13 protein-coding genes are annotated in these 14,683 nt (G+C 70.0%); 4 read left to right on the top strand and 9 right to left on the bottom strand.

The window, feature by feature from the left end; genetic code table 11:
- Nucleotides 1–81: 81 nt before the first annotated feature.
- Complete coding sequence (locus ABRP18_RS02070) at nucleotides 82–924, bottom strand: alpha/beta fold hydrolase (protein WP_061016195.1); 843 nt, start codon at nucleotides 922–924, stop codon at nucleotides 82–84.
- A gap of 96 nt (nucleotides 925–1,020) precedes the next feature.
- On the opposite strand from ABRP18_RS02070, the gene ABRP18_RS02075 reads away from it, so the two are divergent.
- Together ABRP18_RS02075 and ABRP18_RS02080 are read left to right on the top strand one after the other, a co-directional pair.
- Nucleotides 1,021–1,587 carry a TetR/AcrR family transcriptional regulator gene (locus tag ABRP18_RS02075; RefSeq protein WP_179516293.1) on the top strand — a complete coding sequence of 189 codons (567 nt, stop codon included), beginning with the start codon at nucleotides 1,021–1,023 and terminating at the stop codon, nucleotides 1,585–1,587.
- 106 nt (nucleotides 1,588–1,693) lie between these two features.
- Nucleotides 1,694–2,506 (top strand): tryptophan-rich sensory protein, encoded by an 813-nt coding sequence (locus tag ABRP18_RS02080; RefSeq protein WP_061016200.1) that lies wholly within the window; start codon nucleotides 1,694–1,696, stop codon nucleotides 2,504–2,506.
- Here ABRP18_RS02080 and ABRP18_RS02085 read toward each other — a convergent pair.
- From ABRP18_RS02085 to ABRP18_RS02110, 6 genes are read right to left on the bottom strand one after another with little or no spacing between them, the layout of a single operon-like run.
- Nucleotides 2,488–3,159 carry a response regulator gene (locus tag ABRP18_RS02085; RefSeq protein WP_046746772.1) on the bottom strand — a complete coding sequence of 224 codons (672 nt, stop codon included), beginning with the start codon at nucleotides 3,157–3,159 and terminating at the stop codon, nucleotides 2,488–2,490. The genes ABRP18_RS02080 and ABRP18_RS02085 overlap by 19 nt on opposite strands.
- On the bottom strand, nucleotides 3,156–5,714 hold the full coding sequence (locus tag ABRP18_RS02090) for an ATP-binding protein (RefSeq protein WP_193762429.1): 2,559 nt from the start codon (nucleotides 5,712–5,714) through the stop codon (nucleotides 3,156–3,158). Before ABRP18_RS02090 ends, ABRP18_RS02085 begins: the two co-directional genes overlap by 4 nt.
- On the bottom strand, nucleotides 5,711–6,313 hold the full coding sequence (gene kdpC, locus ABRP18_RS02095) for a potassium-transporting ATPase subunit KdpC (RefSeq protein ID WP_349885435.1): 603 nt from the start codon (nucleotides 6,311–6,313) through the stop codon (nucleotides 5,711–5,713). The genes ABRP18_RS02090 and kdpC overlap by 4 nt, the downstream gene beginning before the upstream one ends.
- A 27-nt stretch (nucleotides 6,314–6,340) precedes the next feature.
- A complete protein-coding gene (gene kdpB / locus ABRP18_RS02100; RefSeq protein WP_349885436.1) occupies nucleotides 6,341–8,488 on the bottom strand; it encodes a potassium-transporting ATPase subunit KdpB in 2,148 nt (715 codons plus the stop codon).
- 2 nt (nucleotides 8,489–8,490) lie between these two features.
- Nucleotides 8,491–10,170 carry a potassium-transporting ATPase subunit KdpA gene (kdpA, locus tag ABRP18_RS02105; protein WP_349885437.1) on the bottom strand — a complete coding sequence of 560 codons (1,680 nt, stop codon included), beginning with the start codon at nucleotides 10,168–10,170 and terminating at the stop codon, nucleotides 8,491–8,493.
- Nucleotides 10,170–10,259 (bottom strand): potassium-transporting ATPase subunit F, encoded by a 90-nt coding sequence (locus ABRP18_RS02110; RefSeq protein WP_017201862.1) that lies wholly within the window; start codon nucleotides 10,257–10,259, stop codon nucleotides 10,170–10,172. Before ABRP18_RS02110 ends, kdpA begins: the two co-directional genes overlap by 1 nt.
- 206 nt (nucleotides 10,260–10,465) lie before the next feature.
- Here ABRP18_RS02110 and ABRP18_RS02115 point away from each other — a divergent pair, with 206 nt between their 5' ends.
- Nucleotides 10,466–11,629 (top strand): SLC13 family permease, encoded by a 1,164-nt coding sequence (locus tag ABRP18_RS02115; RefSeq protein WP_061016208.1) that lies wholly within the window; start codon nucleotides 10,466–10,468, stop codon nucleotides 11,627–11,629.
- Between the two features lie 73 nt (nucleotides 11,630–11,702).
- Here ABRP18_RS02115 and ABRP18_RS02120 read toward each other — a convergent pair whose 3' ends face one another.
- Nucleotides 11,703–12,311 (bottom strand): FMN-binding negative transcriptional regulator, encoded by a 609-nt coding sequence (locus tag ABRP18_RS02120; RefSeq protein ID WP_193762432.1) that lies wholly within the window; start codon nucleotides 12,309–12,311, stop codon nucleotides 11,703–11,705.
- The gene (locus ABRP18_RS02125; RefSeq protein ID WP_349885439.1) at nucleotides 12,311–13,273 is read right to left on the bottom strand and encodes a DMT family transporter; all 963 of its coding nucleotides are present in this window, start codon (nucleotides 13,271–13,273) and stop codon (nucleotides 12,311–12,313) included. The genes ABRP18_RS02120 and ABRP18_RS02125 overlap by 1 nt, the downstream gene beginning before the upstream one ends.
- Between ABRP18_RS02125 and ABRP18_RS02130 the strand changes: the two genes are divergently transcribed.
- Complete coding sequence (locus tag ABRP18_RS02130) at nucleotides 13,272–14,678, top strand: PLP-dependent aminotransferase family protein (protein WP_046746780.1); 1,407 nt, start codon at nucleotides 13,272–13,274, stop codon at nucleotides 14,676–14,678. The genes ABRP18_RS02125 and ABRP18_RS02130 overlap by 2 nt on opposite strands.
- Nucleotides 14,679–14,683 lie beyond the last annotated feature (5 nt).

The following is a 14,683-nucleotide window of genomic DNA, read 5'->3' on the forward strand; positions in this document are numbered from 1 at the left end:
TGTGTGGACGCGCCGCCCGGATGCCGGGTCGTCTCCGTTTCGGCCTGCCTGCCCCGGAGTGGACGGCTGGCGGGGAAGGGGTTACTTCGCGAGGAAGGTCTTCAGCGCGGCGTTGACCTCGTCGGCGTGGGTCCAGAGCAGGCCGTGCGGGGCGCCCTCGACCTCGACGTAGTCGGCCTCCGGGACCGCCTGGTGGAAGCGGCGCGCGGTGGCATCGATCGGGAGGATGTTGTCCTTCGTGCCGTGCAGGATGAGCGTGGGCTTCGCGGCCGCAGCCACAGCCTCGACGTCGGAGCGGAAGTCCTCGATCCAGGCGGGCACGACGGCGTAGGCAGCCACGGGCGCGCTGCCGATCGCGACGTTCCAGCTGCCGGTCACGGCCTGCTCGCTGATGCGCGAGCCGAGGTTCTCGTCGAGGTTGTAGAAGTTCTTGTAGAAGTCGGTGAACCACGCGAAGCGATCGCCCTTCGCCGCGGCCTCGATGCCGTCGAAGACCTCCTGCGGCACGCCCTCGGGGTTGTCGTCGCGCTGCACGAGGAACGGCTCGAGCGAGGCGAGGAAGGCGAGCTTGGCGACGCGGTCGTGCCCGTAGCGGGCGACGTAGCGGGCGAGCTCGCCGGTGCCCATCGAGAAGCCGACGAGCACGACGTCGCGCAGGTCGAGGGTCTCGAGCACGGTGTTCAGGTCGGCGGCGAACGTGTCGTAGTCGTAGCCGGAGTTCACCTTTGAGGACTGGCCGAATCCGCGGCGGTCGTAGGTGATGACGCGGTAGCCCTGGGCGAGGAGTTCGCGGGTCTGGCGCTCCCAGCTGTGCCCGTCGAGCGGGTAGCCGTGGATCAGGACGACGGGCTGACCGGCTCCCTGGTCTTCGTAGTAGAGCTCGATCGCGGTGCTGTTCTCGTTTCCGACGGTGATGTAGCCCATGGTCCTGATCCTTTCGGTTCCGGTGAGAACGGTCGTTCTCGCTCGATGTCCTCAATCTAGAGAACGTTCGTTCTCGTGTCAAGTAGACTTCTGGACATGACCGAAGACGAGGCTCGCGAGCGCATTCTGTCCGCCGCGGAGGAGCTCTACTACCGCAAGGGCTACGCCGCTGTGGGCATGGACGAGCTGCGCTCGGCCGCCGGCGTGTCGCTGCGCCGCCTCTACGCGCTCTTCCCCGCTAAGAGCGACATCGTCGCGGCCGTGCTGGCGCGCAAGCACGCGGAGTGGGAGTCCGGCCTTTCGGGGGCGGTGTCGGATGCGGGGGATGACCCCCGTGCGCGCATCCTGGCCGTCTACGGGTACCTCGAGAACTGGTTCTGCGCCGACGACTTCCGTGGATGCGCCTTCATCAATGCGTTCGGCGAACTCGGCGGCACCAATGCGGAGGTCGCGGAGATCGTGCGGGCGCACAAGGCGTCATTCCAGGAGTACATGGCCGGCCTCGTCGCCGACACCGGAGCTCCGCCCGCGCTCGCCGCGCAGCTGTCGATCCTCGCCGAAGGAGCGCAGAGCACCGCGGCGATCTCGGCCGATCCGGCCGTCGCCGCACAGGCGCGGGGTGCGGCCGAGGTGCTGATCGACGCGGCTTTCGCCCGCGCCTGAACTCTCGCCCGGCGCATCATCATATTTTGGCTAACCTGGTTAGCGAAACGGCGCACCTCTGTCAAGGCCGGTGCGACCGAGGAAACGCAGCCGTAGCCTTCGGGACATGGAATCACGCACGAAGGGCATCGGTCGTCAGGCGCTGATCATCGCGGCGGCGACATTCATGGTGATCGCGGCCGCTGTCGGGGCCGGAGCATTCGGCGGCGCGTCCGTCGACGATCTGCAGGACGGGGCGCTCTCGGCTCAGGGCTCGTACCTCGCGCCGGCGGGGCCCGCATTCTCGATCTGGTCGCTGATCTACCTCGGCCTGATCGCGTACACGGTGTGGCAGGCGCTCCCCGCTCAGCGGCAGGATCCGCGTCAGCAGGCCGTGGGCGGGTGGATCGCCGCCTCGATGGTGCTGAACGGGCTGTGGCTGGTGACCGCACGGTTCCTGACGCTGTGGCTCACGGTCGTCGTGATCGCGGCGCTCCTGGCCGTGCTCGCGCGGGTGATCGTGCTGCTCGGCCGCTTTCCCTCCCGGAACCTCGCCGACCGCATCCTCACCGACGGCGCGAACGGCCTGCACTTCGGTTGGGTCACCATCGCGACGGTGGCGAACACGGCCGCGTGGTTCACGCAGATCGCTCCGGAGAGCTGGGCGCAGGCAGCGGATGCCTGGGCCATCGCCGTGCTCATCGTGGTCCTGGTGATCGGGGCTGCCGCGGCGTGGGCCACCGGACGCATCGCTCCTGCCCTCGCGACGGCCTGGGGTCTCGCCTGGCTCGCGGTCGGTCGCCTCACGGGAGAGCCCGAGAGCACCGCGACGGCGATCGCCGCGATCATCGTGGCCGTGCTGCTCGTGCTCACCGGGGTCGCGGCGGTCGTGCGCCGGTCGCGCATCCGGAGCGCTGGGGCTCAGAGCACGAGCCGGTAGCCCATGCCCGATTCGGTGAGCAGATGCACCGGAGCACCCGGCTCCTGCTCCAGCTTCTTGCGCAGCTGCGACATGTACAGGCGCAGGTAGCCGGAGTCGGACACCTGCTCACTGCCCCAGATCTCCTTGAGCAGATCCTGGCGGGTGACGAGTGCGCCCGGGTGCCGGGACAGGTGCTCCAGCATGCGCCACTCGGTCGGCGTGAGGTGCACCCTCGTGCCGCCGCGGGTGACGGTCTTGGTCGAGAGGTCGACCACCACATCGCCGAAAGCCACCGTGGACTCGCCGCCCGCCGGAGCAGACCGTCGTGACAGCGCCCGCAGACGTGCCAGCAGCTCGTCCACCTGGAACGGCTTGGTCACGAAGTCGTCGGCCCCGGCGTCGAGTGCCTCGACCTTGTCGGCGGACCCCGTGCGTCCCGACACCACGATGATGGGCACGTTGGTCCATCCGCGAAGCGCTTGGATGACCTCGATGCCGTCGAGGCGGGGCATGCCGAGATCGAGCATGATGAGATCCGGATGCGTCTGAGCGGCTGCGGCGATCGCGGCCGCTCCGTCGGGGGCGACCACCACGTCGTAGCCGTGGGCGGCGAGGGTGATCCGCAGGGCGCGGACCATCTGCGGATCGTCGTCGGCGATGAGGAGCTTCACTCCGTGCCTTCCATGTCGCGGGATCCTGCGGCCAGCGGCAGGGAGATGACCATCGTGAGGCCGCCGCCGGGGGTGTCCTCGGGTGTCAGGGTACCGCCCATGCCCTCGGTGAACCCGCGCGACAGGGCGAGTCCCAGACCGAGTCCCGTGGTGTTGTCGGTGTCGCCGAAGCGTTGGAACGGCTGGAAGATGCGGTCGCGCCGCTCGGGCGAGACGCCTTCCCCGCGGTCGATGATGCGGATCTCGGCACGGTCGCCGAGAGCGCTCGTGGAGACGATGATGCGTGAGTCGTCAGGGGCATGCCGGTGGGCGTTGGCGATCACGTTGACCAGCACGCGAAGCAGCAGCACGGGGTCGGCGTGCAGCGGGGGCAGATCGGGGTCGAGGGCCAGCTCGACGTCGGACGGGCCGAGACCCAGCTCGTCGACGGCTGTGAGCACGATGCCCGCAGCGTCCATCCGGGACGATGAGACCGCCAGGACTCCGGCCTGCACGCGGCTCACGTCGAGCAGATCCGTGACGAGCGTCGACAGCGTCGCGAGGCTCTCGTCGGCGGTCGCGAGCAACTCGGCGCGGTCGGACTCGGACAGTCCGTGGGCACCGCGAAGACCACCGATCGCGGCGACCGCGGAGGCGAGCGGACGCCGAAGATCGTGGCTCACGGCCGACAGCAGAGCGCTGCGCACCTGATCGGTCTCGGCCAGAGCCTCAGCCTCCCTGGCGGTGGCCCGCAGATCGGTGTGCTCGATCGCGGCGGCGAGCTGGGCGACGATCGCATCCAGCAGCCGACGCTCGGGACCGGCGAGCGGCTCTCCGTTCAGCTCCAGCACCGCACGGGGACCCCCGCCGGTGACGACTCCGACCGGGATGGTCGTGGCGCGTCCGTCGGCCACGGGCTCGCCGTCGCTCGCCAGCACCTCGCCATCCGGTGCGAGCAGGCGCACGCCGCTCAGGCCGAACGCCTCTCGGGTGCGGCTGACCAGGGCGAGCACCGCGTTGTCACCGCGCAGCACGTTGCCGGCGACGGCGGCGAGCAGCTCGGCTTCGGCGGCCGCACGTTGGGCGGTGCGGGCTCGACGGGCAGCCTGGTCGACGATGATGCTGACCAGGATCGCGATCACGACGTAGAGCGCGAGAGCCAGCACGTGCAGCGGGTGCGCGATCGTGATCGTGAAGAGCGGCGCGACGAAGAGGAAGTCGAGGGTGATGCCCGAGAGCACGGCGGCGAACACCGCGGGACGGATGCCGCCGATGAGGGCGACCACGACCACGAGCAGCTGGTAGGCGAGCACTTCGGCGGTGATCGACTCGGGACTGCGATACGTGTACATGATCCACGACAGGATCGGACCGAACACCAGGGCGACGCCGAACCCCAGCAGCTGCCGCCGCCAGCCCAGAGCCCCGCCCTTGATGCGCGGGAGCACCATCCGCCCGCCCGCCGCGGCATGGGTGACGATGTGCACGTCGATGTCGCCGGAGCGCCGGATGACCTCCGAGCCGATGCCGGGACCGGTGAGAGCGGCGGCCAGTCGGCTGCGTCTGCTGACGCCGATCACGAGCTGAGTGGCGTCGGCGCCCTGTGCGAACTCGACGAGCGTGGCAGGGATGTCGTCGCCGACGACCTGGTGATAGGTGCCGCCGAGCGATTCCACGAGGGTGCGCTGTGCGGCGAGGGCACCGGGCGTCTCGTCGCGCAGACCGTCCTGCGCGGAGATGTGCACGGCGAGCAGTTCCCCACCGGCGGAGCGGGCCGCGATCCTGGCTCCACGGCGGAGGAGGGTCTCGCCCTCTGGCCCTCCGGTCAGGGCGACGACCACGCGCTCCCTGGCCTGCCATGTGCCCTCGATGCCCTGCTCGGCACGGTAGCTGCGCAGCGCGCTGTCGACCTCGTCGGCGAGCCAGAGCAGGGCCAGCTCGCGCAGTGCGGTGAGGTTGCCGAGGCGGAAGTAGTTCGACAGGGCGGCGTCGATCCGCTCGGCGGGATACACGAGTCCTGCCGACAGGCGATCACGCAGGGTCTGCGGGGCCAGATCGACGACCTCGATCTCGTCGGCGGCACGGACCACGGCGTCCGGAATCGTCTCCTGCTGTGCGATGCCGGTGATCTTCTCGACCACGGCGTTGAGCGACTCGATGTGCTGCACGTTGACCGTGGTCACCACGTCGATGCCGGCGTCCAGCAGCTCGTCCACGTCCTGCCAGCGCTTCGCGTTGCGGGAGCCGGGGGCGTTCGTGTGCGCCAGCTCGTCCACGAGGGCGATCTCGGGCGCGCGGTCGAGCACGGCGTCCACGTCGAGCTCGGTCAGCGCGACTCCGCGGTGCAGGTCGACTCGCCGTGGAACCTCGGGGAGCCCTGCAGTCTGCGCCTGTGTCGCGGCGCGCTCGTGCGTCTCCACGATCGCGATCACGACGTCGTGGCCCTCGTCGAGCATCCGCCGTCCCTCGGCGAGCATCTCGTAGGTCTTGCCGACGCCGGGGGCGGCCCCGAGCAGGACTCGGAGCCGCCCCCGGCGCTGGTGGCCCTGGGCTCGACGAAGAGGTGCTGCGGTCATTCGCCCTCCCGGTCATCGAGCGCGAGGTTGAGTTCGGCGACGTTGATGCGCTCCTCGCCGAGGAATCCCAGATCCCGCCCTTGAATCCTAGACTCCACGAGGTCGCGCACCTCCTGCGTGGACAGCCCGCGGGCCTCGGCCACCCGCGGCACCTGCAGCAGCGCGTACGCGACGCTGATGTGCGGATCGAGCCCCGAGCCGGATGCCGTGACCGCATCGGCCGGCACCTGCGACGGGTCGACGCCCTCGCGCTCCGCGATCGCAGCCTTGCGTTCGGCGATGGCGGTCACGAGGTCGGGGTTCTCCGGCCCGAGGTTGCTGCCGCTGGAGCCGGCTCCGTCGTATCCGTCGCCCGCGGCGGAGGGGCGTGACTGGAAGTACTCCGGGAGCGCCTCGCCGTCTGCGTCTGTGAAGGACTGGCCGATCAGCGAGCTGCCCTTGTCGTCGGGCAGCGGCGAGCCGTTGGCCTGCCACGGAAGCAGGAGCTGGCCGATGCCGGTGACCAGGAGTGTGTAGCCGACGCCGAGCACGAGGGTGAGGACCACCATCGCGCGGAGGGCGACTCCGGTGGTGCGGAGCGTGGTGCGAGTGGATGACATGTTCTGGATTCCGTTTCAGAGCCGGGGTCAGAAGCCCGGGATGAGGCTGATCACGAGGTCGATGAGCTTGATGCCGATGAACGGGGCGATCACACCGCCGAGACCGTAGATCAGCAGGTTGCGCTGCAGGATCTGCGAGGCGCTCGCCGGGCGGTACTTCACCCCTCGCAGGGCCAGCGGGATCAGGAACACGATCACGATCGCGTTGAAGATGATCGCACTGGTGACAGCGGATGCCGGCGAGTGCAGCTGCATGATGTTCAGGGCCGCGAGTCCGGGGAAGACCCCCATGAACATCGCCGGGATGATCGCGAAGTACTTGGCGATGTCGTTCGCGAGCGAGAACGTGGTGAGCGCTCCGCGCGTGATGAGCAGCTGCTTCCCGATGCGCACGATGTCGATGAGCTTGGTGGGGTCGGAATCGAGGTCGACCATGTTGCCCGCCTCTTTCGCCGCCGAGGTGCCGGTGTTCATCGCGACGCCGACATCGGCCTGCGCGAGGGCGGGGGCGTCGTTCGTGCCGTCACCGGTCATCGCGACCAGGCGTCCTCCTTCCTGCTCCCGCCGGATGAGCTCGAGCTTGTCTTCGGGGGTGGCCTCGGCGAGGAAGTCGTCGACACCGGCCTCCTTCGCGATGGCGGCGGCCGTGAGCGGGTTGTCGCCCGTGATCATGACGGTGCGGATGCCCATCGCCCGCAGCTCGTCGAAGCGCTCGCGCAGGCCGTCCTTCACGATGTCCTTGAGGTGCACGACGCCGAGGATGCGGGCGCTCGAAGGGCCTTTCACCGCGACGACGAGAGGAGTGCCGCCGCTCTCGGCCACGGCGTCGGTGCGACTCGTGAGTTCGAGGTCGTCGCCGTCGAGTCCGAGCCAGGCGCGGACAGCGGAGCCGGCACCCTTGCGGATCTGCGTGCCGTCGGCCAGGTCGAGGCCCGACATACGGGTCTGTGCCGTGAACGGAACGACAACGGCGTCATCGGGGGCGATCGCCCGGATGCCCTGCGCGGCCGCGAGTTCGACGATCGAGGCACCCTCTGGGGTGGGGTCCGCAAGAGACGACAGCGCCGCGACGCGCAGCAGCTCGTCTGCATCGACACCCGGAAGAGCCAGCACCTCGTGCGCCCGGCGGTTGCCGTACGTGATGGTGCCCGTCTTGTCGAGCAGCAGGGTGGTGACATCTCCCGCGGCCTCGACCGCACGACCGGACATCGCGAGCACGTTGCGCTGCACGAGCCGGTCCATGCCGGCGATGCCGATGGCCGAGAGCAGCGCCCCGATGGTGGTCGGGATCAGGCAGACGAGCAGGGCGATGAGCACCGGGATGCTGACGGGGGAGGCGGCGTACGACGCGATCGGGTTCAGGGCCAGCACCACGACCACGAAGATGATCGACAGGCTCGCGAGCAGGATGTTCAGCGCGATCTCGTTGGGAGTGCGCTGACGGCTGGCACCTTCGACGAGCGCGATCATGCGGTCGACGAAGGTCTCGCCCGGCTTCGAGGTGATGCGCACCACGATCCGGTCCGACAGCACCCGGGTGCCACCGGTCACCGCACTGCGGTCGCCACCGGACTCTCGGATCACTGGAGCGCTCTCGCCCGTGATCGCCGACTCGTCGACGGTGGCGATGCCCGAGACGATGTCACCGTCGCCGGGGATCAGCTCGCCCGCCGTGACGATCACGATGTCGTCGCGCTGCAGCTCGGCCGACGAGACCTGGGCGGTCGCTGCGTGCTCGGCCGCGGCATCCGCCGTGCCGTCGTAGCCGACCACGCGCCGGGCCATCGTGCTGGTGCGGGTCTTGCGCAGGCTTGCGGCCTGCGCCTTGCCGCGGCCCTCGGCGACAGACTCGGCGACGTTCGCGAACAGCACCGTCAGCCACAGCCAGATGGCGATGCCCCAGGTGAAGGGCGCGGGCACCGGGGTGCCGCCGGAGTCCGCCGGGCCGCCCACGAACGGCTCGGCGATCGCGAGCACCGTCGTGAACGCGGCGCCGACCCAGACCAGGAGCATGACGGGGTTGCGCACGAGAGCTGCCGGGTTGAGCTTGCGCACGGCGCCGGGAAGGGCCTGCACGAGCTGCGACCAGCCGAAGGAGCGCGGTGCGGTGGGGGCGGATGCCGCAGCATCCTGTTGTTCGGAGGAGGATTCCGCGGGGGTGGTGATGAGGGTCATGGTCAGACGAGTCCTTCAGCGAGCGGGCCCAGTGCGAGCACAGGGAAGTAGGTGAGCGCGGTGACGACGACCGTCACGGTGAGGAGCAGACCGACGAACTGGGGTCGGTGCGTCGGCAGGGTGCCGGAGGTGGCGGGGATGCGCTCCTGCGCCGCGAACGAGCCGGCGAGGGCCAGCACGAGCACGATCGGCAGGAACCGGCCGAGCAGCATCGCGATGCCGAGGGCGGTGTTGAACCACGGGGTGTTCGCGGTGAGTCCGGCGAAAGCGGAGCCGTTGTTGTTCGACGCCGAGGTGAAGGCGTAGAGCACCTCGCTCATGCCGTGCACCCCGGGGTTCAGGATGCTGGTGGACTCCACGTCCTCCCTGATGCCGGGAATCGCGAAGCTCATCGCGGTGCCGACCAGCACCAGGGTCGGCGTCACCAGGATGTACAGGCTCGCGAGCTTGATCTCCCGCGGCCCGATCCGCTTGCCGAGATACTCCGGGGTGCGCCCGACCAGCAGTCCGCCGACGAACACCGCGATGATCGCGAGCACGAGCATGCCGTACAGGCCCGAGCCGACGCCACCGGGAGCGACCTCGCCGAGCATCATGTTCAGCATCGGCATCATGCCGCCGAGCGCCGTGTACGAGTCGTGCATCGAGTTGACGGCGCCCGTCGAGGTGAGGGTGCTCGCGCTGCCGAACAGGGTCGAACCCAGGATGCCGAAGCGCACCTCCTTGCCCTCCATCGCGGCCCCGGCGAGCTCGGGCGCCGTACCGCGGCCCGCGAGCTCGAGCGCCGAGAGGGCGAAGGTCGAGACGAGGAAGATCGTGCCCATGACCGCGGCGATCGCGTAGCCCTGACGATGATCGCCGACCATGCGGCCGAACGTGCGGGGCAGTGCGAACGGGATCACGAGGATCAGCAGCACCTGCAGCAGGTTCGTGAAGCCGGTCGGGTTCTCGAACGGGTGCGCGGAGTTGGCGTTGAAGAAGCCGCCGCCGTTGGTGCCGAGCAGCTTGATGGCCTCCTGCGAGGCGACAGGGCCGCCGGGGATGGTCTGCGTGCCGCCCGACACCGTGGTGACGTCGGTGAAACCGGCGAAGTTCTGGATCACGCCGCCCGCGAGCAGGGCCACGGCGCCGATCAGGGCGATCGGGAGGAGGATGCGGCCGAGACCGCGGATCAGATCGACCCAGAAGTTGCCGATCGTGGTCGAACCCCGGCGGGCGAGACCGCGGATGAGGGCGATCGCGATGGTGAGACCGACCGCGGCCGAGACGAAGTTCTGCACCGTGAGACCAGCGAGCTGCACGGTGAAGCCCATCGTCTGCTCGGGGGAGTACGACTGCCAGTTGGTGTTCGCGACGAAGGAGGCCGCGGTGTTGAACGACAGCCCCTCCGGCACAGCCGGGAGCCCGAGCGACTGCGGCAGGAAGGCCTGCAGCCGCTGAAGCCCGTAGACGAGGAGCACCCCGACGACCGAGAACGCCAGCACGCTGCGGGCATAGGCGCGCCAGGTCTGCTCGGACGACGAGTCGACCCCGATCAGCCGGTAGACGCCGCGCTCGACCCGCAGGTCGCGTGCCGAGGTGTAGACGTGGGCGATGTAGTCGCCGAGGGGGCGGTAGAGGAGCACGAGCACGACCACGACGGCCGCGACCTGCAGGATGCCGAACCCGATCGTCGCGTCCATCAGAACCTCTCCGGGGCGACGAGCGCCACCACGAGGTAGACGACGGCGGCGACCGCGAGGGCGGCCGCGAGGATCTCGAAGACGATCACAGTCGCTCCACCCCCTTGGCCGCCAGGGAGACGAGGGCGAACAGCGCGAGAGTCAGCGCGATGTAGATGATGTCGAGCACGGATCCGATACAACTCCCGCACGGCCCCCATCGCCGCGATCCTCACGCTTCCCCTACGCCCTCCGCCCCGATGCATGCGGGTTGCTCACGGTTGGGCCCTATGCTCACGAGGTGGGAATCAGAAGGATGCGCATCGGGACCGGGACGTGGATCGTCGCCGCCCTCGTGGTCGCGGCGCTCGTGTGCGTGCTCACGGGGTTCCTGCCGCGGGCCGATGCCGGTGCGCTCGGCGAACGGATCGCACCCGTGCTGGGGTTCGTCGTCGCGATCACGATCGTCGCCGAGCTCGCCCGCGACGCGGCGGTGTTCGACGTCGTCTCCCAGCGTCTCGCACGCTGGGGCCGGGGCCGCGTCGCGGTGCTGTGGGCGCTGGTGGTCGTGCTCGCCGTGGTGAGCACCGTGTTCCTCTCGCTCGACACCACTGCCGTGATCGTCACCCCGGTGGTCGTCGTGCTGGCGCAGAGCATCGGCGTCTCCCCGTTGCCGTTCGCCCTGGCCACCGTCTGGCTCGCCAACACGGCATCTCTCGCGCTGCCGGTCTCGAACCTCACGAACCTGCTCGCCGCGCCCGCCATGGGGGAAGGGCCAGGGGCGTTCATCGCGCTGAGCTGGGCGCCCACGCTCGTGGGGATCCTGGTGCCGGTCGCGATCCTCACCGTCCTGCATCGGCGCACGGTCTTCGGTGCGTATGAGACGCCCGTGCCGCGGCGGCCGGCCGATCCGACGCTGTTCTGGAGCGCCACCGGCATCCTCCTCGTGCTGATGCCGCTGCTCGCGCTCACCCACGACGTGTGGATCCCGGCCACGGTCGCGGCTCTCGCGTTGATCGTGCTCTTCGCCGTCCGTCGACGCCGCGCCCTGCGGCTCTCGCTCGTCCCGTGGCAGGCGATCGCGCTCGCCGCGTCGCTGTTCGTGCTGGTCGAGGCCGCGCACGCGCAGGGGCTGCTCGACTTCCTGACCTCGCCCACCGCGAGCGGCGACTCTCCCGGCGACCTGTTCCGGCTGGCCGCGCTCGGGGCCGTGAGCGCCAACGCGATCAACAACCTCCCGGCGTACCTCGTGCTCGAGCCTGCCGCCGGTGATCCCGTCGCCCTGATGGCCCTGCTGATCGGCGTGAACATCGGCCCGCTCATCACCCCGTGGGCATCGCTCGCGACGCTGCTCTGGCACAACCGGATCGTCGCGCTGGGCGTGACGATCCGGTGGAGCCGCTTCATGCTGTGGGGCGTGGTGGCCGCCGTCCCGACCGTGCTCGCCGCGGTGCTCGTGCTGATGCTGGTCGCGGGCTAGCCCGCTCACCTGCCGCGTCAGGCTCAGGGTCGACATCGTGCCACAGGCTGGGGTGACTAGTGTCACGACCCGGTCAGCGGGGAGCCTCGCCGACCCGACGCATCTCGGCTGCGAGGGCCGCGTTGGTCTCGGTGAACTGCGCGGTGATGCGCTCTCGCACCTCAGGTGACTTGTTCTGGCTGAGTTTGGCGCGGGCGTCGAACCGGGCGACGCGCATCCGCAGACCGACCGTCCCCTTCGCCGCTCGTCGTGTGCCCTCCTCGTCTTCCGACAGGTGGCGACCGTGCGCCCGGTGGTCCTCGAAGTGGTCGGTCAGGCGCGTGAGCATGGCGTAGTTCTCCTCCTCGCTGAGGATCTCGGGGATGCCGTAGAGGTGCGCGGTGACGTGGTTCCAGGTCGGCACCAGGTCGCCGGGCGCGTAGAGGCTCGGCGACACGTAGTCATGCGGTCCCTGGATGATCACGAGTATCTCGTGCCGACCGAGTTCGTGGAGTTGCTCATCCGGCCGTCCGAAGTGGCTCGCTATCACGATGTCGTCCTCGTCCTCGACCAGCAGCGCGGGGTAGTGCGAGGCGATGAGTCCCGTGCTCGTCGGGGAGACGAACGTCGCCCAGGGGTTGCCGCGGATCAGGCGCTTCACCTCGACGGGGTCGGTCATCAGGTAGCGGGGTGTGTGACGCATCAGGACTCCTTCGTGTGGGGCGTGGGCGTGCGGCGGGTGGTTGTCGGGTGACCGATCAGGCGGGTGCGCACCGCGAGCGCGGCGCACGCGATCACGGTGAATCCGCCGACCGCGGTGGCCCAGCCGATCGGCTCGTGCAGCAGGAGCGCAGCCCAGGCGATGCTCATCACGGGCTGGACGAGCTGGATCTGGCTCACCTGTGCCATCGGCCCGATCGCGAGACCGCGGTACCAGGCGAAGAAGCCGAGGAACATGCTCACCGCAGCGAGGTACGTGAACGCCAGCCACTGCACGGGGGTCGCTGCAGGAGGCTGCTGGACCGCTGCCACCACGGTCAGCACGGCCATCAGCGGAGCAGCGACGATCAACGCCCAGGAGATGGTCTGCCAGGAGCCGAGCTCGCGGGCGAGCAGTCCTCCCTCCGCGTATCCGATCGCCGCGGCGACGACGGCACCGAACAGCAGCAGGTCTGCTCCGGTGAGGGAGCCGAGCCCGCCGTTCTGCAGTGCGGCGAAAGCGATCGCGGCGACGGCGCCGAGGAGCGCGAACACCCAGAAGGATCGGGCGGGGCGTTCCCCGGTGCGGAGCACCACGGCGACCGCGGTCGCGGCGGGAAGCAGGCCGATCACGACGGCGCCGTGGCTGGCGGGGGTCGTGGTCATCGCGAAGGAGGTGAGCAGGGGGAACCCGGCCACCACTCCGCCGGCGACGATCGCGAGGCGTGCCCATTGCCGTCCGGTCGGTGTCCGCTGGCGGGTCGCGGCCAGGGCGATCCCGGCGAGGAGGGCGGCGATGACCGCGCGGCCGGATCCGATGAAGAGCGGCGTGAGCCCGCCGATCGCGATGCGCGTGAACGGGAGGGTGAAGGAGAAGGCGAGAACGCCCAGGAGCCCCCACCACAGGCCGTCGCGCGTCGATAGCACTGTCGATCGCGAGGCGATAACGCTACTGTCTACTTTCATGAGTCAGGATAGCAGTGACCGCATCGTCGCCGGCGTGCGCGCGTGGATCGCCTCGGCGTCGCCCGGTGCACGGGTGCCATCGAACCGGGCCCTCATGGCCGAGTACGGGGCGAGCCCGGTGACGGTGCAGAAGGCGATGCAGCAGCTCGTCCGACTCGGCCTGGTCGAGTCGCGACCCGGAGCGGGGACGTTCGTTCGTGCCGTGCCGCGTGCCCGCTCGGTCGACTACGGCTGGCAGACGGCTGCCCTCGGCACGGCGCCCACGGGCCTCATCGGCCTGTCGTCGACGCAGCGCACTGTCGCCCCCGACGCGATCGGTATGCACTCGGGCTATCCCGCGGTCGACCTGTTGCCGGAGCGGCTCGTGCGGCAGGCGCTCGTGCGCGCGGCTCGCTCGGACGCGGCACTGACCCGTTCCCCCGCTGCGGGTCTTCCGGAGCTGCAGGCCTGGTTCGCCGGCGAGCTCGCATCCGCCGCTCCCGTCGGCATCACCCCGGCCTCCGCGCGGGACGCGCTCATCATCTCGGGAAGCCAGAGCGGGCTCAGCTCGATCTTCCGCGCGGTCGTGGGCGTCGGGCAACCGCTGCTGATCGAGTCGCCGACGTACTGGGGCGCGCTGCTCGCCGCGGCGCAGGCCGGTGTGACGCTGGTGCCGATCCCCTCCGGCGCGCACGGCCCCGATCCCGACGACATCGAGCGGGCGTTCGCGCAGACCGGGGCTCGGGCGTTCTACGCGCAGCCGACGTTCGCGAATCCGACCGGGGCGCAGTGGCCGCTTGCCACGCGGGAGGCCGTGCTCGAGACGGTCCGCCGCCACGGAGCCTTCCTGATCGAAGACGACTGGGCGCACGACCTGGGGATCGATGCCGACCCGCGTCCGATCGTCGCGTCCGACGACGACGGCCACGTGGTCTACCTGCGCTCGCTCACCAAGAGCGCCTCGCCCGCCCTGCGCGTCGCCGCCGTGATCGCGCGCGGCCCGGCACGGGATCGCATCCTCGCCGATCGGGCGGCCGAGTCCATGTACGTGAGCGGGTTGCTGCAGGCCGCCGCGCTCGACGTGGTCACCCAGCCCGCGTGGCGCACGCACCTCCGCGGATTCCGGGAGCACCTGCGCGCGCGCCGCGACCTGCTGCTCGCGAGCCTGGCGACGCACGCACCCTCCGCGCACGTCGAGGGCGTTCCGGCGGGGGGCCTCAACCTGTGGGTACGGCTGCCCGACGGGACGGATGTCGTGCAGGTCGTGCGCGAGTGCGAGGTGCGCGGGCTCATCATCGCGCCGGGGTCGGAGTGGTTCCCGGCCGAACCGTCCGGTTCCTACGTACGACTCAACTACGCCAACGCCGACCCTGCCCGCTTCTCCGAGGCCGCCGTCATCCTGGGTGCCGTGCTCGACGGAGCCTGAGGGCG

Origin of the sequence: Microbacterium sp. WHRI 7836, from assembly GCF_040223885.2 — a bacterium.
GTDB classification, from domain to species: Bacteria; Actinomycetota; Actinomycetes; order Actinomycetales; family Microbacteriaceae; genus Microbacterium; species Microbacterium oxydans.